Source organism: Nocardioides sp. zg-DK7169 (assembly GCF_013155365.1).
Taxonomy (GTDB): domain Bacteria; phylum Actinomycetota; class Actinomycetes; order Propionibacteriales; family Nocardioidaceae; genus Nocardioides.
Map to the genome: position 1 here is coordinate 249,432 of NZ_JABJRA010000005.1, position 15,763 is coordinate 265,194.

Sequence of the window (15,763 nt, forward strand, 5' to 3'; positions counted from 1 at the left end):
TCGGTGACGTGCGGGTCAGAAGGCGAACGAGCGGTCGACGGCGTCGAGCACCCGGTCCAGGTCGGGCAGGAAGTCCTCCTCGATGCGCGAGGCGGGGTACGGCGTGTCGAACCCGCCCACCCGCAGCACCGGGGCCTCCAGGGAGTAGAAGCACTCCTCGGTGATCCGTGCGGAGACCTCCGCGCCCATGCCGAGGTTGACGTGCGCCTCGTGCGCCACGATCGCCCGGCCGGTACGGCGTACGGAGTCCAGCACCGGGCCCATGTCGAGCGGGGAGAGCGTGCGCAGGTCGACGACCTCCAGCGAGCGGCCCTCGGTGGCGGCCGCCTCGGCCGCCTTCATCGCGGTCTTCACCATCGGGCCGTAGGAGATCAGGGTGGCGTCGGTGCCGGGGCGCACGATCCGGGAGGTGAAGAGCGGCTCGGGCGGGGTCTGCTCGTCGAGGTCGGCCTTGTCGGCGTGGTACTGCCGCTTGGGCTCCAGGAAGATCACCGGGTCGTCGCAGGCGATCGCCTGCTGGATCATCCAGTAGCCGTCGACGGGGTTCGAGCAGGTCACGACCTTGAGCCCCGGCGTGTGCGCGAACTGCGCCTCCGGGCTCTCGGAGTGGTGCTCCACCGCTCCGATGCCGCCGCCGTACGGGATCCGGATGACCATCGGCATCTTCACCCGGCCGCGGCTGCGGTAGTGGATCTTGGCGACCTGGCACACGATCTGGTCGTAGGCGGGGTAGACGAACCCGTCGAACTGGATCTCCACCACCGGGCGGTAGCCGCGCATCGCCAGCCCGACCGCGGTGCCGACGATGCCGGACTCGGCCAGCGGGGAGTCGATGACCCGGTCCTCTCCGAAGTCCTTCTGCAGCCCGTCGGTGATCCGGAAGACGCCGCCGAGCTTGCCGACGTCCTCGCCCATCAGCAGGACCTTGCCGTCGTCCTCCATCGCCCGGCGCAGGCCCATGTTGAGCGCCTTGGCGAGGGTGATCCGCTGGCTCATGCCCGCTCCCCCTCGAAGGTCGAGAGGTACTCCGCGAACCCGTCGCGCTGGGCGGCGAGCTCCTCGGTCATCTCGGCGTACACGTGCTCGAACATGCTCAGCGGGGCCGGGTCCGGCAGCGCCTTGCAGCCCTCACGCAGCGTGGCGCCGAGCTGGTCGGCCTCGTCGGCGACCGCCTCGAGGAACGCCTCGTCGACCAGGCCGTTGCGCTTGAGGTAGACCTCGACGCGCGCGATCGGGTCGCGCAGCTTCCACCGCTCGACGTCGTCGGAGAGCCGGTAGCGGGTCGGGTCGTCGGTCGTGGTGTGCGCGCCCATCCGGTAGGTGTAGGCCTCCACGAAGGTCGGGCCCTGCCCGTCGCGGGCGCGCTGGAGCGCCGCCCGGGTCACGGCGTACGTCGCGAGCACGTCGTTGCCGTCGACGCGGATGCCGGGGAAGCCGAAGCCGAGGGCTCGCTGGTAGAGCGGGATCCGGCTCTGCCGCTCGATCGGCTCGGAGATCGCCCACTGGTTGTTCTGGCAGAAGAACACCACCGGGGCGTTGTAGGACGCCGCGAAGATGAAGGACTCGTTGACGTCGCCCTGGGAGGAGGCGCCGTCACCGAAGTGCGCCAGCACGGCCGCGTCGCGGCCCGGGTCGCCGGTGCCGACGTCGCCGTCGCGCTGCATGCCCATCGCGTAGCCGACGGCGTGCAGGCACTGGGCGCCGATCACGATCGTGTAGAGGCCGAAGTGACGCTCCTCGGGGTCCCAGCTGCCGTGGTCGACGCCGCGGAACAGCCCGAGCAGCTGGAGCGGGTCGATGCCGCGGCACCAGGCGACGCCGTGCTCGCGGTAGGTCGGGAAGACGTGGTCCTGGGGGCGCAGCGCGCGGCCGGCGCCGATCTGCGCGGCCTCCTGGCCGAGCAGCTGGGCCCAGATGCCGAGCTCGCCGTGGCGCTGGAGCGCGGTGGCCTCCACGTCCAGGCGCCGGGTGAGGACCATGTCGCGGTAGAACCCGCGCAGCTCCTCCGCGGAGAAGTCGAGGTCGAACTCCGGGTGGTGCACCCGCTCGCCCTCGGGGGTCAGGAGCTGGACCAGCTCGGGACCACCGTCGGAGTGTGCGGGTCCGAAGACGTCGGCGAGGTCGGGGCCGAAGCCGTCGCCGGACTGCTGTGTCATGAGCGCTCCTTCGCTTCACCGGGCTGCGGGATCACCGCCGACCGGATGTGCCAGCCCCGGGCGCCGGGGTGGGGCGCCCTGAGGACCGATCCTGTTGAGAGACCCTGCAGAGACCTGTGGCGCCGGGCCGGCTCGGGCGGTGGACCGAGGGTGACCCAGGACACAGGATCGTGTTGCGGCACAACCTAGCCCCACCCACCCCCCGCGCCAACTCACCCCCCTCGTGGGGGTCGCCTCCCTAGGCTGGCGGCCATGACCACTCGACGCGTCCTCGCCAGCACGACGACCACCGCGCCCGCGGACGTCGTCTTCGACATCGTCGCCGACCCGCGCCAGCACGCGCGGGTGGACGGATCCGGCACCGTCCGCGACGCCATCGCCGGCCCCGAGCGCCTCTCCCTGGGCGCGAAGTTCGGCATGAACATGCGCATGGGCGTGCCCTACAAGATCACCAGCACCGTGGTGGAGTTCGAGGAGGGTCGCCGCCTCGCCTGGCAGCACCCCGGCGGCCACATCTGGCGCTACGAGCTCGAGCCCGACGGCGAGGGCACCCGGATCACCGAGACCTTCGACTACTCCGGCGTCAGCGGCGTGCAGGCCAAGATGTATGAGCTGCTCGGCTTCACCAAGCGCAACCGCCGGGGCATCGAGCAGACGCTCGTCCGCCTCTCCGACGCCGCCGAGCAGGACGCCCGCCGCGCGTAGGCGAGCGGCTCGTCACCGCGGCGCGAAGTAGCGCCGCAGGCGACGGTGCCGATGCCGGAAGAAGGCGCCGACCACCAGCGCCAGCACCGCGGCGAGGCCGGGCACGGGCAGCCGGGGCTGCAGCGTGACCCGGTCGTGCACCCGGGTGCCCCCGGCGACCGGCGTCAGCACCCGCTCGTGCTCCCAGCGCCGCATGCTCATCATCGTGGAGCGCTCGAGGAAGCGGACCCCCGGCTCGACCTCGACCACCCTCAGGTGGTCGAAGTCGAACGGCACGACACCGAAGAGCCGGAGCCAGGCGCGCCCGACGGGCTGACCCAGCGGGACCGTGTCCACGCTCAGCCCAGCGGCCCGGCGCGGCATGCGCATCGTCAGCCAGGGCCGCATCTCGTGGTTGATGCCGTCGGGATGCACGACCCGCTCCCACACCGCCGCCGCGGACGCGGGCACCTCGGTCTGGACCTCCACCGTCCTCGTCGCCACGGCGGCTCCTCCCCTCGGCGCTGGGCACACCCTCGCACTCGGCCTGCGGCGGCGGTCGAGCAGGACGTGGCGACCCCGGCGCATCTCCGGCTGGCCAGGGCGATGGCTCTGCTCGTCGGACCCATCGGCGGTGACGAGCCGAGTGGCACCGCGACGCGACAGAAGCCGGGCGGCGACGTCCCCGGACATGCCCGTGGCCCCGCCGGCGGCGTGCGGGCGGGGTCCGGGGCGGTGGATCTACTCGTCGGGCGGGTGCGCGGTGACGAGGCGGGTGGTGCCGTGGTCCTTCACGAGGTGGAGCCCATGGGGCGATCGCCAGAGGTACGTCGCGGCGTCGGTCTTGTCGTAGGCCCAGGCCGTGTGGGTCTTCGCCCGGTGATGTCGGCGGCAGAGCGGGGCCAGGTTGCAGCTGCACGTAGGCCCACCGTCACCGTGGGCAATGACGTGGTCGGTGTCGCAGCGCCTCGCCGGGCGTTCGCACCACGGGAAAGCGCACACCGGTTGGCCGAGACGCGTCTGGTCGGCGAGTCGGTCCGGGATCGCGTAGGCGTCGGTGTGGTGGTGCGCCTCGAGGTCGATCACCGGCTTGATCACCACCTGCGCGTCCCCGCTGCACCAGTCACGGACCTGCTGGGTCGACACGATGCTGCGGGTCTCCTCCACGTGGGCGATGCCGGCCTCGCCGCGGGAGATCGCGGCCGCCGAGAGGTGCACGTGGATGACGACCTGCCGGGGCTTCACCACGGACGCGGCACCCTCACCCGCTTCGGCGCGCAGGTCGAACGCCAGCTGACGCCGGGCGAGCTCACCGGCGGCCATCGAGCGGCGCACGTCCAACGACTCGGTGGAACCGAGCGCGGAGAGTTCCTCAGCCCCCTGGCGGATCGCGGTGTCGAGGTCGATCGCGTCGGCGAGGTCGAGGACGCCCTCGACGTGCACGGTGCCGTCGTGGGTGGCCTCGCGGGTGCGGACGTCGAAGCGGCGCCCGTCGGCGGCCTCGCGGCGCTGCCTCTCCGCACCCTCGGGGTCGAAGGTGACGCGGGCCTGGTCGACGAGCCGCTCGATCCCGGCCCAGCCGATCTTCCCGACGAAGGCGGCGAGCTGGCGGTCCACGAACTCCGCACCGTCGCGGGGGAGGGTGGTGGTCAGCTGCGCGACCCGGCGGGCCTTCCAGGCCGGCACCTCGCCGGCACGGACCAGCCTCCAGGTGCGCTTCAGTCGGTGCGCGAGCTCCAGCGCGTCACCGACCAGCGAGCGGGCCGCATCGGTCGACATCCCGAGCGCGGCGCCGAGCTCCATCGGCGCGAACTCCGCCACCAACGGCGTCCCCTCGCCGGCCAGCGGCACCGCGAGCTCGCCGAAGACCAGCCCGGTGGTCGGTGCCGCGTCGGCGACCGACTCCTCGGGGTGCATCGCCGCCCACACCAAAGCGGCCTCCAGGATCAGCACCTCGCCCCGCTGCACCGCAGCCCGCTGCTCCTGCGCGAACGCCAGCACGGCGGCTGGGGTGTCGCAATCGGGGAGTTCGGGGGAGGCCATGCCTCATCCTACTCGAACATGTGTTCGACAGCAAGGGTGTTTCACAGCCTCCTCCGCCGCAGCGCGCCTCCTGACGCTCCGGCTCAGCGCCGGGTCTCGTAGTGGGCCACGCTCACGCCCTCCGGCAGGCTCCGCGTGCCCACGTGGCGCAGGTTCACCCACGAGTCCAGCGCGCTGAAGAACGGCGTACCGCCGCCGAGCAGCACCGGGTGGGTGACCACCTGGTAGTCGTCGACCAGGCCCGCGCGCATCGCCGTGCCCGCGAGGCTGGCGCCGGCGATCTCCATCGGGGCACCGTCCTCGGCCTTCAGCCGCCTGATCTCGGCGACGGCGTCGCCGGTGACCAGGCGCGCGTTGCCGTGGACCTCCTTCAACGTCGTGGAGAACACCACCTTCGGCGTCTTCTGCCACAGGCGGGCGTACTCGACCTCCTCGGGCGTCGCGTCCGGCTGCTGGTCGGCGGTGGGCCAGTGGGCACTCATCAGCTCCCACAGCCGGCGGCCGTACAGCGAGAGGTCGACCTCGCGGGTGCGGTCGTTGAACCACTGGTGCAGCTCGGGGCTGGGCACGCTCCAGCCGATGTCGTCGCCGGGGGCGGCGATGTAGCCGTCCAGGGACACGTTCATCGCATAGGTCAGCTTCCGCACGGTGTCCGCCTCGCTCCCGCTGTCGGTGGGTCTCACGCGTACCGACGGCTCGGGGGTCGCGGACTCATCGGCCGGCGGCAGCACGCGCGCCCCGCCGGTCTCGACCGGCTGGAGCAGCGGAGCGGTCAGTGGGCCTCGCCGAGGTCCTCGTGGGCGCGGTGGCTGACCGGCTCGACCTGGAAGGTCGCGTGCTGGACGTCGAAGTGGGCGGCGACGCAGGCGCTGAGCTCGTCGAGGGTGGCGCCGACGCCGCGCTCGGCGAGGCAGGCGTCGGTGACGGTGACGTGGGCCGAGAGGCTCGGGATGCCGCTGGTGATGGTCCAGGCGTGCAGGTCGTGGACGTCCACGACCCCGGGCACGCCGAGCAGGTGCTCGCGCACCGCCGCGAGGTCCAGGCTCTCCGGGGCGATCTCCAGCAGGACGACACCGGCGTCGCGGATCAGCAGCAGCGCCCGGGGCAGGATCAGTGCCGCGATCACCAGCGAGGCCACGGCGTCCGCGCGCTCCCAGCCGGTCGTCCAGATCACCACGCCGGCGACGACGGCGAGCAGCGAGCCGACCAGGTCGGCGAAGACCTCGCTGATGGCGCCGCGCATGTTGAGCGAGCCGGTGTCGGAGCGGTTGAGCACGCCCAGCGACACCACGTTGGCGACCAGGCCGACCAGCGCCACCGCCACCATCGGCACCGCGTCGACCGGGGTCGGGTCGCCGAGCCGGCTGATGCCGGCCCACGCGACGTACGCACAGACGCCGAGCAGCACCAGGCCATTCAGCGCGGCGGCGAGGATCTCCGCGCGGTGGTAGCCGAACGTCGAGCGCGGCCCGCCCGGACGGGACGCGAGGTACGACGCCCCGAGCGCCAGCACCACCCCGCCGGCGTCGGTCGCCATGTGCCCGGCGTCGGCCAGCAGGGCCAGCGAGCCGGTGAGCAGGCCGCCGACGACCTCCAGCACCATCACGGAGGCCGTGACCCCCAGGACGATCTTGAGCCGCCGGCGATCGGCCGCCCGTCCGGCGGCGTGCCCGCCGTGGCCGTGTCCCCCGTGGCCGTGACTGTGCCCCATGCCCTCAGGCTAGGACGCGCCGACATCCTCGCGTCCGTGCGGCTCCTGCCAGACCGACGGGTCCGGCCCGCCGGGGATGATCCCGGAGGGGTTCACGTCGGTGTGCACGACGTAGTAGTGCGCCTTGATCTGGTCGAAGTCGATCGTCTCGCCGAACCCGGGCGTCTGGAACAGGTCGCGGGCGTAGCCCCACAGGTGCGGCATCTCGGTCAGCTTCTGGCGGTTGCACTTGAAGTGGCCGTGGTAGACCGCGTCGAAGCGCGCCAGCGTCGTGAACAGCCGCACGTCGGCCTCGGTGATCGTCGAGCCCATCAGGTAGCGGCGGGTGGCGAGCCGCTCCTCGAGCCAGTCCATCGCCTCCCACAGCCGCTCGTACGCCGCGTCGTACGCCTCCTGCGAGCCGGCGAAGCCGCAGCGGTAGACGCCGTTGTTCACCTCGGTGAACACCCGCTTCATGACCTGCTCCATCTCCTCGCGCAGGTCGGCGGGCCACAGGTCGGGGGCGTCGGGGCGGTGGTGCTCGCGCCACTCGAAGAACAGGTCGTGGGTGATCCACGGGAAGTCGTTGGTGACGACCTTGCCGCTCTCGATCTCCACGATCGCGGGCACCGTGATGCCCTTGGGATAGTCGGGGTAACGCGCGAAGTAGGCCTCCTGGAGCCGCTCGATGCCCAGCACCGGGTCGCGGCCGCCGGGGTCGAGGTCGAAGGTCCAGCTGCGCTGGTCGTGCGTCGGCCCGGGCAGCCCGACGCTCAGCACGTCCTCGAGCCCGAGCAGGTGGCGCACGATCAGCGTGCGGTTGGCCCACGGGCACGCCTTGGCCGCGATCAGCCGGTAGCGCCCCGGCTCGACCGGCCACACCGGCACGTCCGCGCGCCCGCCGTACGCGCCCTCGAGCGGGTCGGCCGGCCGCTCACCGGCGAGGATCCGATCGGGGATGTAGCTCATGTCCCGGTCGAAGGCCTTGCCCTTCTCGACGTACGTCGCGGTCTGATCGGCTCCCATGACCCCATGATAGGTGAACGCTCAACAATCCGGCGGGACGAGCGTCGCCGCGGGGTACGACGCGGCCCGGCGTAGCGTCGGTCCCGTGCCCCGCTCCCTCCGCAGCACCCTCGCCGCCGCGACCCTGCTCGTCATGGCCCTGGCGGGCTGCAGCGAGGAGGACCCGGGCGCCGACGCGCCCACGCGGACGCCCACGCCCTCCGCCCCGGGCTCCGACGCCGGCACCCCGAGCCCGTCCCGGACGTCCTCCCCGACCCCGTCGCCGCGCCCCGGCACCACCCCGCCGGCCTGGCTCGGCACCCGCGAGCTGCCCACCGGGCCCGACGGGTACGCCGCGGCCCGCACGACGCCCCGCGAGCTGCGCCGGCGTGCGTTCAACCTGCCCGACCCGGTGCCGATGCTGCCCGGGCGCGGCTACGCCTCCCGCGTCGTCGCACCGGCCCCCGAGCGGGTGCTCGCCCGCTCCACCTGGCGCCCCGGGTGCCCGGTGGCGGCCGACGACCTGGCCTGGGTGCGGGTGACCTTCCGCGGCTTCGACGCCGGCCGCCACACCGGCGAGCTGCTGGTCAACCGGGCCGACGCCGACGACCTGGTCCAGGTGTTCCGCGACCTGTGGCGCGCCGACTTCCCGATGGAGCGGATGCGCATCGCCACCCGCGCCGACCAGGACGCCACCCCGACCGGCGACGGCAACGACACCGGCGCCTTCGTGTGCCGCCCGATCACCGGCGGGTCGTCGTACTCCGAGCACGCGTCGGGGCGCGCGATCGACATCAACCCGTTCCAGAACCCCTACGTGCGCGGCGACCTCGTGCTGCCCGAGCTCGCGACGTCCTACGCGCGCCGCACGCCGGTGCGCCCGGGGATGATCACCGCCGACGGCCCCGTCGTGGCGGCGTTCGCCCGGATCGGCTGGGGCTGGGGCGGGGCGTGGAGCTCGCTGAAGGACTACCAGCACTTCAGCGCGACCGGGCGCTGAGCCGCCTCACCGGGACCTCAGCGGGGCCGCAGCGTCGCCGCCAGCTCGAGCAGCCGGTCGTTGCCCGCCGGCTCCGCCACCGTCGCCCGGACCCCCTCGCCGGCGAACGGGCGCACCGTGATGCCCAGCCCCTCGGCGTGCTCGGCGAAGGCGGCGGTGCGCTCGGCCAGGTCGAACCAGACGAAGTTGCCCTGGGCGTCGGGCACGTCCCAGCCGCGGTCGCGCAGCCCGGCCACGACGCGGGTGCGCTCGGCGAGGAGCACCTCCACGCGCTCGAGCAGGTCCTCGCGGCGACCCAGCGAGGCGATCGCGGCGACCTGGGCGACATGCGGGACCCCGAACGGCAGCGACACCGCGCGCAGCGCGGCAGCCAGCGGCGCGGCCGCCACGGCGTACCCGACCCGCAGGCCGGCCAGGCCGTAGGCCTTGGAGAAGGTCCGGGTGAGGACCACCTGCGGGTGCCGGCGGAGGGTCGCGATCCCGTCCACCGGGTCGGCCATCCGCACGAACTCGATGTAGGCCTCGTCGACGACGACCAGCACGTGCGGCGGCACCGCGGCGAGGAAGGCGTCGAGCTCGGCCTGGGTGACCGCGGGACCCGTGGGGTTGTTGGGCGTGCAGACCAGCACCACGCGGGTGCGGTCGGTGATCGCGGCGGCCATCGCGGCCAGGTCGTGGCGGGCGTCGGGCAGCAGCGGCACCCGCACCGCCGTCGCCCCGCACGCGGCGGCCGCGATCGGGTAGGCCTCGAAGGAGCGCCAGGCCATCACCACCTCGTCGCCCGGCTCGCAGAAGGCCTGGACGATCCCGTAGATCAGCGCCACCGAGCCGGTGCCGACCGTGACCTGCTCGACCGGGACGCCGACGTGCCCGGCGATCGCGGCGTGCAGCGCGACCGCACCCATGTCGGGATAGCGGTTCATCTGCCCCACCGCCTCGTGGGCGGCCTCCAGCACGCCGGGCAGCGGCGGGTAGGGGTTCTCGTTGGAGGACAGCTTGTACGCCGTCAGGCCGGGACGCAGCGTCGGCGGCCGGCCCGCGACGTACGCCGGGATGTCGGCGAGCGAGGCGCGAGGGCGGGGCAGCGGGGGTGGTGGGTGCGGGGCGGATCCGGCCTGGGGGGACGTCACGCGCCCAGCCTAGGTGTGAGCGGCGTCACTCCGCGCGCGACCGGCCCGCCACGGCCGCAGGACGAGCGCCAGCCCGAGCCCGAGGACGCCGCCGAGCAGTGCGCCGGTGGAGTTGTCCACCATGTCGGTCGCGTCGCAGGCCCGGTCCAGGCGAGCGAGCTCGAGCTGGGTGATCTCGATGGCGACCGAGTAGGCGCCGAGGGCGACCAGCCCGACCGGGACGGTGAGCACCATCAGGCGCGGCCACCGGGCCAGCGCCAGCACCAGCAGCGCCCCGGCGGGGACGAAGACGAGGGTGTTGAGCAGCCGCTGGCCGCCGGAGAAGATCCAGAACCCGTCCGGGGCCGGGCCGCCCACGTCCCACGAGCAGGTGTCGCTGCGGGTCTCGGCCGGCACGATCCCCGGCGCCGCGTCGGCGGGCAGCAGGGTCACGCACGCGATGACCGCCAGCGACCACAGCAGTCCCGCGACCGCACCCGCCCAGAGCCCCCCGGTCCGGCGCCGCAGCAGCGCCGCCACCCCCAGGCAGAGCACCCCCGAGAGCACGACGCCGAGGAGCATCACCTCGATCCCACCGACCGGGAACATGGCGGAGACGGTAGTGGGCGAGCCCGGTGGGCAAGAATGGCCCCATGTCCGAACCGGCCGCAGTCCCCGCCGGGGCGCTGCGCCTCGAGCACGCGACGGCCGTGGACCGGGCGGCCCAGGAGCTGCGGCGTGCGGTCTTCGACGGGGAGCTGGAGTCGGGCACCCCGCTGCGCGAGGTCGCCCTCGCCGCCTCCCTGGGGGTCTCGCGCCCGACGGTGCGCGAGGCGCTCACGGTGCTGGTCTCGGAGGGCCTGGCCACCCGCGAGCCGCACCGCGGCGTCAGCGTCGCGACGCCGCAGGCCGCGTCGGTCCGCGACATCTGCGCGGCCCGCTGGGTGCTGGAGGGGGCCGGCGCTCTGGCCTGGCCGCAGGCCACGGACGCGCTGCGCCGCCAGGTCCGCACCACCTTGGAGGCCTACACCGCGTCGGTGCACGCGGGCGGCACCTACCAGGAGCTCAACGAGCAGCACCTCGCCTTCCACCTCTCCCTGGTCGCCCTCACCGGCAGCCCGCGGCTGGTGCACATGGCCGAGCAGCTGGTCACCGAGCTCAAGGTCGCGCTGGCCCAGGTCGACCGGCTGCGGCGCAACGCCCACGACGAGGCCGACAACCACACCCAGCTGGTGCTGCTGCTGGAGTCCGGCGACCTGGACGCCGCCCACGACTTCCTCCGCGGGCACCTGGCCGGCGCCGCGGACGAGATCATCACCGCGCTGGCCCTCGAGCCCGGCCCGCCCGTCGCCGGCGGCTCCTGACCGGCCCCGGCCCCGGCGGCGTACTGCCACAATCAGGCCATGACACGCTTCCTGACCTGGCTGGTCACCAACGTCCTCGCCGTGGCCGCCGCCGCCTGGCTGATCAACGGGATCAGCTTCGCCGGTCCCACCTCGGGCCGCGCCGAGCTGGAGGACAAGCTGCTCCCGGTGATCGGGGTGGCGCTGATCCTCGGCGTGATCACCTCGTTCGTGAAGCCGGTGCTCCAGCTGCTCTCGTTCCCGCTGATCATCCTCACCCTCGGGATCTTCCTGCTGGTCATCAACGCCGCGCTGCTGATGCTGACCGGGTGGGTCGCCCACCACTTCGACCTCGGCTTCGAGGTCGACGGCTTCTGGCCCGCGGTCGGCGGGGCGATCGTCATCACGGTCGTCACCTGGATCGTCGACGGGCTGATCGGCGTCGATGACTGAGCCCGGTCCCGACCCCTCCCCGGCACTGCCGGCGCCGCGGGTGCCGGGCCGCTACACGCTCGCGCTGGTGTGCCTGGGCAACATCTGCCGCTCGCCGATGGCCGACGTGGTGCTCAGCGCCCGGGTCGCGGAGGCCGGCCTCGCCGACCGGGTCGAGGTGAGGAGCTGCGGCACCGGCGGCTGGCACGTCGGCGAGCCGATGGACCGCCGGGCGGCGGCCACGCTGCGCGCCGTCGGCCTGGACCCCTCCCGGCACCGGGCCCGGCAATGGGACGAGGACTGGCGCGGACGCAGCGACCTGGTGCTGGCGATGGACCACGACAACCTGGCCGCCCTCGGCGGGCGCAGCGAGCGGGTCCGGCTGTTCCGCGACCTCGACCCGGTCGAACCCGGCGGCGAGGTACCGGACCCCTACTACGGTGGGGACGACGGCTTCGAGGAGGTGCTCGCGATGGTGGAGCGCACGTCGGCCGCGATCCTCGCGGCCCTGCCCCAGACGCTCGACCCGACCCCGGACCCGCCCACGTCATGACCCGCCAGCCCCGGGTCGCCCGCCACGCCGAGAAGCTCCTCGGCGCGGCTGTCGTCGCCACGGCGCCGGTCGCGGGGGGCGAGGTCTGCACCGCGACCAAGCTGCGCCTCAGCGACGGCACGACCGCGCTGGTCAAGACCCTCCCGCACGCCCCGGCCGGGTTCTTCCCGACCGAGGCCCGCGGGCTGCGCTGGCTCGGGGAGGTCGACGGCGGCGTGCCGGTCCCCGACGTGCTCGCGGTCGACGAGGAGTGCCTGGTGCTGCGCTGGGTCGAGCCGGGACGCGGCAGCGTCGACGCCGCCGCCGCGTTCGGGCGCGCCCTGGCCACCACCCACGACGCCGGCGCACCGGCGTACGGCGCCCCGCCCGGGTCGGGCGAGGAGGGGTTCATCGGCCGGCTGCCGCTGCCCCAGCGCCCGGCCCCGACCTGGGCGGAGTTCTACGCCGTACGCCGGGTGCTGCCCTACCTCAAGGTGGCGCGCGACCGCGCCGCCGTCACCGCCAGCGAGGCCGAGCTGATCGAGGGCCTGGTCGGCCGGTTGCCCCGCCTGCTGCCCGAGGAGCCGCCCTCGCGCCTGCACGGCGACCTGTGGAACGGCAACGTGCTGTGGGGCGCCGACGGCCGGGTGAGCGTCGTCGACCCCGCGGCGTACGGCGGGCACCGCGAGGCCGACCTGGCGATGCTGGCGCTCTTCGGGCTCCCGAACCTCGCCCGGGTGCTGGAGGCCTACCAGGAGGTGCACCCGCTGGCCGACGGGTGGCGCGACCGGGTCGCGGTGCACCAGATCTTCCCGCTGCTGGTGCACGCCTGCCTGTTCGGCAGCGGCTACGGCGCCCGCGCCGCCCAGGCCGCCGCGTCCTACTCCTGACCCACCTGCGGTCCGCCTCCGCACCACCCTTTGACGCACGCGGCCGGGCGGCGCCGGCCTGCCTCTCAGACGCGGCTCAGCCTGGGCTGGCAGCATGGACGCGTGAGCGCCCCGACCCCGCCCCGTGTCCTCGTCGTCGACGACGACAAGGCGGTGCGCGAGTCGCTGCGCCGCTCGCTGGAGTTCAACGGCTACGACGTCCGCCTCGCCGCCGACGGCGCGGAGGCGCTCGCCCAGATCGGCGCCGCCGCCCCTGACGTCGTGGTGATGGACGTGATGATGCCGCGCCTGGACGGCCTGGAGACCACCCGCGCGCTGCGCGCCGCCGGCCACGACGTACCGATCCTGGTGCTGACCGCCCGCGACGCCGTCGGTGACCGGGTGGCCGGGCTGGACGCCGGCGCCGACGACTACCTCACCAAGCCCTTCGCGCTGCCCGAGCTGCTCGCCCGGCTGCGCGCGCTGCTGCGCCGCGCGGTCGTGCAGGAGGACGCCGAGGAGGTGCTCTCCTTCGCCGACCTGACCATGGACGTCGGCGCCCGCGAGGTTCGCCGCGGCGACCGGCTGATCGAGCTGACCCGCACCGAGTTCACGCTGCTGGAGATGTTCCTGCGCCGTCCGCGCCGGGTGCTCGAGCGCAGCTTCATCCTCGAGGAGGTCTGGGGCTACGACTTCCCGACCACCGCGAACTCCCTCGAGGTCTACGTCGGCTACCTGCGCCGCAAGACCGAGGCCGCCGGCGAGCCCCGCCTGCTGCACACCGTGCGCGGGGTCGGCTACGTGCTGAAGGAAGCATGAGCGCACCGGACCAGACCCTGCCCCGCGAGGACCGCCGCTGGCACTATCGCCGCTCCCTGGCCAGCCGCGTCACCCTGCTCACCACGATCGCCGTCGGGCTCGCCGTCGCCTTCGTGGCGCTCGGCGCCTACGTCACCGTGCGCATGCAGATGCAGTCCACCCTCGACCAGTCGCTGGTCGAGCGGGCCCGCAGCACCGCCTCCGCGCCGACTCTCACCTTCACCTCCGGCGAGGAGGTGCCGGCCTGGGCGCTGGTCGCCACCGACGTGCGCATCGCGCTGGTCAACTCCGCCGGCGACACCAACCCCAAGATCCTCGACGAGACGGGCCTGCGCCCCGCCGAGCCGGAGATCGCGGTCGCCCGCGGCGAGGAGAGCACCAGCATCCGCACCGTCCGCGCCGACGGGGAGGCCTACCGGATGGTGGCGGTCAACTACGGCGACGGCGTCGCGCTGGTGCTCGCCCAGTCCCTGGATTCCCAGCAGCAGGTGCTGTCCCGGCTCGGGGTGGTGATGCTGCTCTTCGGCGTGGCCGGCGTGATCGCGGCGAGCATGGCCGGGTGGATGGTGGCCATCAACGGCCTGCGACCAGTGCGCGTCCTGACCTCACGCGTGGAACGGATCGCCCGCACCGAGGACCTCACCCCGATCCCGGTCGAGGGCGCCGACGAGGTCGCCCGGCTGGCCACGGCGTTCAACCAGCTGCTGCGCGCGGTCTCCGCCTCCCGCGACCTGCAGCGCCAGCTCGTCGCCGACGCCGGCCACGAGCTGCGCACCCCGCTGACCTCGATGCGCACCAACATCGACCTGCTCGCCCAGGCCGACGCCGCCGGCGCCACGCTGCCGCCGGGCGCGCGCGCCGAGGTGCTCGACGACCTGCGCGCCCAGATGGAGGAGCTGACCACCCTCATCGGCGACCTGGTCGAGCTGGCCCGCGACGAGCCGCTCCAGCACGTCGTGGAGACCGTCGACCTCTCCGAGATCCTCGACCACGCGATCGCCCGCGTGCGCCGCCGCGCCCCGGGCGTGGTCTTCGAGGTCCACGCCGATCCCTGGTACGTCGTGGGCGAGGCCGCCGGCCTGGAGCGCGCGGTCACCAACCTGCTCGACAACGCCGCGAAGTGGAGCCCGCCGGACGGCACCGTGCGGATCACCCTGGAGCGCGGCACCCTGACCGTCGACGACGAGGGTCCCGGCATCGACGAGGTCGACATGCCGCACGTCTTCGACCGGTTCTACCGCTCCGAGGAGTCCCGCTCGATGCCCGGCTCCGGCCTGGGCCTCTCGATCGTGCGCCAGGTCGCCGGTCGCCACTCCGGGTCGGTCGCCGCGGACCGGTCCCCCGCCGGCGGCGCCCGCCTGCTCCTGTCCCTGCCCGGGAACCCCACGCCCCCGCCGCCCACGCCACCGCCGGCCCCGCCCGCCGCTTCGTCCTCGGGGCCGGACGTCCCGCCCACCCGCACCACCCAGGAGAACCTCCGTTGAGCCGTCGCTCGCTCGCCACCGCCGCCCTCCTCGTCGCCTCCCTGGGGGTGCTGAGCGCCTGCTCCGAGGAGGAGCCGGCTGCCGAGACCGCCCCGGACGCCACAGCGGCCCACGGCGGCGCGGACACCTCCGAGGAGGCCTCGGAGCGCCCCGAGGCCTGGAACCCGTGTGACGGGCTCCGGGTCGGCCGGCTCGAGGCCGTGCTCGGCACCGGGCTGAAGGTCGATCGCGGCACCGAGGACGCGCCCCGCTGCGCCCTCGTGCCGCCGAAGGAGGGCAGCGCGGTGCTCGACGCCAACTACATGGTCTTCCCCGACGGCCTGGACGCCGCCTGGGAGACCATGGGCGCCCCCGAGGACGGCGACGTCACCGCGCCCCGCATCCCCGGCGCCGACGCCGCCCGCGTGGTCGTGGCCGCCGACAAGACCGGCGTCGCCGCGACCGGCTTCGTGCAGAACGGCACCCTGATCCACGTGGTCAACGTGGCCGACACCGCGCCGTACGACCGGGACGCGGTGGTCGAGGGGGCCACGACCGCGATGACCCAGCTGTCGAACGCCAGCGCGAGGGCAGCCGAGCTGCAGGCACCATGAGCAC

Annotated in this window: 18 protein-coding genes; 9 read left to right on the top strand and 9 right to left on the bottom strand. The window is 73.9% G+C overall.

Annotated elements, in window-relative coordinates; genetic code table 11:
• Positions 1-15 precede the first annotated feature (15 nt).
• Together HOQ23_RS10080 and pdhA are read right to left on the bottom strand one after the other, a co-directional pair.
• Positions 16-996, bottom strand: coding sequence for an alpha-ketoacid dehydrogenase subunit beta (locus HOQ23_RS10080; RefSeq protein ID WP_172214297.1), 981 nt, complete (start codon positions 994-996; stop codon positions 16-18).
• Positions 993-2,156: a pyruvate dehydrogenase (acetyl-transferring) E1 component subunit alpha gene (pdhA, locus tag HOQ23_RS10085; protein ID WP_172214299.1), complete on the bottom strand. Its 1,164-nt coding sequence runs from the start codon at positions 2,154-2,156 to the stop codon at positions 993-995. Before pdhA ends, HOQ23_RS10080 begins: the two co-directional genes overlap by 4 nt.
• A gap of 252 nt (positions 2,157-2,408) precedes the next feature.
• Between pdhA and HOQ23_RS10090 the strand changes: the two genes are divergently transcribed.
• On the top strand, positions 2,409-2,861 hold the full coding sequence (locus tag HOQ23_RS10090; RefSeq protein WP_172214301.1) for an SRPBCC family protein: 453 nt from the start codon (positions 2,409-2,411) through the stop codon (positions 2,859-2,861).
• 12 nt (positions 2,862-2,873) lie between these two features.
• Here the strand turns inward: HOQ23_RS10090 and HOQ23_RS10095 are convergent, their stop codons facing one another.
• From HOQ23_RS10095 to HOQ23_RS10115, 5 genes are all read right to left on the bottom strand, one after another.
• Complete coding sequence (locus HOQ23_RS10095) at positions 2,874-3,344, bottom strand: hypothetical protein (protein ID WP_216654014.1); 471 nt, start codon at positions 3,342-3,344, stop codon at positions 2,874-2,876.
• A 237-nt stretch (positions 3,345-3,581) separates the two neighbouring features.
• Entirely contained in the window at positions 3,582-4,883 is a 1,302-nt protein-coding gene (locus HOQ23_RS10100; RefSeq protein ID WP_172214303.1) for an HNH endonuclease signature motif containing protein, read from the bottom strand.
• Positions 4,884-4,966: 83 nt separating this feature from the next.
• A complete protein-coding gene (locus tag HOQ23_RS10105; RefSeq protein WP_172214305.1) occupies positions 4,967-5,530 on the bottom strand; it encodes a dihydrofolate reductase family protein in 564 nt (187 codons plus the stop codon).
• Positions 5,531-5,655: 125 nt separating this feature from the next.
• Positions 5,656-6,594 (bottom strand): cation diffusion facilitator family transporter, encoded by a 939-nt coding sequence (locus HOQ23_RS10110; protein WP_172214307.1) that lies wholly within the window; start codon positions 6,592-6,594, stop codon positions 5,656-5,658.
• 9 nt (positions 6,595-6,603) lie between these two features.
• Entirely contained in the window at positions 6,604-7,599 is a 996-nt protein-coding gene (locus tag HOQ23_RS10115) for a glutathione S-transferase family protein (protein ID WP_172214309.1), read from the bottom strand.
• Between the two features lie 85 nt (positions 7,600-7,684).
• On the opposite strand from HOQ23_RS10115, the gene HOQ23_RS10120 reads away from it, so the two are divergent.
• The gene (locus HOQ23_RS10120; protein WP_367650442.1) at positions 7,685-8,578 is read left to right on the top strand and encodes a M15 family metallopeptidase; all 894 of its coding nucleotides are present in this window, start codon (positions 7,685-7,687) and stop codon (positions 8,576-8,578) included.
• 17 nt (positions 8,579-8,595) lie between these two features.
• Here the strand turns inward: HOQ23_RS10120 and hisC are convergent, their stop codons facing one another.
• Positions 8,596-9,708, bottom strand: a complete 1,113-nt coding sequence (gene hisC / locus HOQ23_RS10125; RefSeq protein WP_367650443.1) for a histidinol-phosphate transaminase — start codon at positions 9,706-9,708, stop codon at positions 8,596-8,598.
• Between the two features lie 9 nt (positions 9,709-9,717).
• Complete coding sequence (locus HOQ23_RS10130; protein ID WP_172214311.1) at positions 9,718-10,296, bottom strand: VanZ family protein; 579 nt, start codon at positions 10,294-10,296, stop codon at positions 9,718-9,720.
• Between the two features lie 44 nt (positions 10,297-10,340).
• Between HOQ23_RS10130 and HOQ23_RS10135 the strand changes: the two genes are divergently transcribed.
• The 7 genes from HOQ23_RS10135 (at position 10,341) to HOQ23_RS10165 (ending at position 15,759) form a co-directional block, all read left to right on the top strand.
• On the top strand, positions 10,341-11,051 hold the full coding sequence (locus HOQ23_RS10135) for a GntR family transcriptional regulator (protein WP_172214313.1): 711 nt from the start codon (positions 10,341-10,343) through the stop codon (positions 11,049-11,051).
• A gap of 39 nt (positions 11,052-11,090) precedes the next feature.
• Positions 11,091-11,483, top strand: coding sequence for a phage holin family protein (locus HOQ23_RS10140; RefSeq protein WP_172214315.1), 393 nt, complete (start codon positions 11,091-11,093; stop codon positions 11,481-11,483).
• Complete coding sequence (locus tag HOQ23_RS10145) at positions 11,476-12,015, top strand: low molecular weight protein-tyrosine-phosphatase (RefSeq protein WP_172214317.1); 540 nt, start codon at positions 11,476-11,478, stop codon at positions 12,013-12,015. The genes HOQ23_RS10140 and HOQ23_RS10145 overlap by 8 nt, the downstream gene beginning before the upstream one ends.
• Positions 12,012-12,884, top strand: a complete 873-nt coding sequence (locus HOQ23_RS10150; RefSeq protein ID WP_172214319.1) for a fructosamine kinase family protein — start codon at positions 12,012-12,014, stop codon at positions 12,882-12,884. The genes HOQ23_RS10145 and HOQ23_RS10150 overlap by 4 nt, the downstream gene beginning before the upstream one ends.
• A gap of 102 nt (positions 12,885-12,986) precedes the next feature.
• Positions 12,987-13,682, top strand: coding sequence for a response regulator transcription factor (locus HOQ23_RS10155; protein ID WP_172214321.1), 696 nt, complete (start codon positions 12,987-12,989; stop codon positions 13,680-13,682).
• Entirely contained in the window at positions 13,679-15,166 is a 1,488-nt protein-coding gene (locus HOQ23_RS10160; protein WP_172214323.1) for a HAMP domain-containing sensor histidine kinase, read from the top strand. The genes HOQ23_RS10155 and HOQ23_RS10160 overlap by 4 nt, the downstream gene beginning before the upstream one ends.
• On the top strand, positions 15,163-15,759 hold the full coding sequence (locus HOQ23_RS10165; protein ID WP_172214325.1) for a hypothetical protein: 597 nt from the start codon (positions 15,163-15,165) through the stop codon (positions 15,757-15,759). The genes HOQ23_RS10160 and HOQ23_RS10165 overlap by 4 nt, the downstream gene beginning before the upstream one ends.
• The last annotated feature ends 4 nt before the right edge of the window (positions 15,760-15,763 follow it).

Excerpts from the sequence above, each read along its gene's own strand:
- HOQ23_RS10100 (WP_172214303.1), bottom strand. The coding sequence starts at position 4,883 with ATGGCCTCCCCCGAACTCCCCGATTGCGACACCCCAGCCGCCGTGCTG.
- HOQ23_RS10150 (WP_172214319.1), top strand. The coding sequence starts at position 12,012 with ATGACCCGCCAGCCCCGGGTCGCCCGCCACGCCGAGAAGCTCCTCGGC.
- HOQ23_RS10130 (WP_172214311.1), bottom strand. The coding sequence starts at position 10,296 with ATGTTCCCGGTCGGTGGGATCGAGGTGATGCTCCTCGGCGTCGTGCTC.
- HOQ23_RS10110 (WP_172214307.1), bottom strand. The coding sequence starts at position 6,594 with ATGGGGCACAGTCACGGCCACGGGGGACACGGCCACGGCGGGCACGCC.
- HOQ23_RS10090 (WP_172214301.1), top strand. The coding sequence starts at position 2,409 with ATGACCACTCGACGCGTCCTCGCCAGCACGACGACCACCGCGCCCGCG.
- HOQ23_RS10080 (WP_172214297.1), bottom strand. The coding sequence starts at position 996 with ATGAGCCAGCGGATCACCCTCGCCAAGGCGCTCAACATGGGCCTGCGC.
- HOQ23_RS10160 (WP_172214323.1), top strand. The coding sequence starts at position 13,679 with ATGAGCGCACCGGACCAGACCCTGCCCCGCGAGGACCGCCGCTGGCAC.
- HOQ23_RS10145 (WP_172214317.1), top strand. The coding sequence starts at position 11,476 with ATGACTGAGCCCGGTCCCGACCCCTCCCCGGCACTGCCGGCGCCGCGG.
- HOQ23_RS10115 (WP_172214309.1), bottom strand. The coding sequence starts at position 7,599 with ATGGGAGCCGATCAGACCGCGACGTACGTCGAGAAGGGCAAGGCCTTC.
- pdhA (WP_172214299.1), bottom strand. The coding sequence starts at position 2,156 with ATGACACAGCAGTCCGGCGACGGCTTCGGCCCCGACCTCGCCGACGTC.
- HOQ23_RS10135 (WP_172214313.1), top strand. The coding sequence starts at position 10,341 with ATGTCCGAACCGGCCGCAGTCCCCGCCGGGGCGCTGCGCCTCGAGCAC.
- HOQ23_RS10140 (WP_172214315.1), top strand. The coding sequence starts at position 11,091 with ATGACACGCTTCCTGACCTGGCTGGTCACCAACGTCCTCGCCGTGGCC.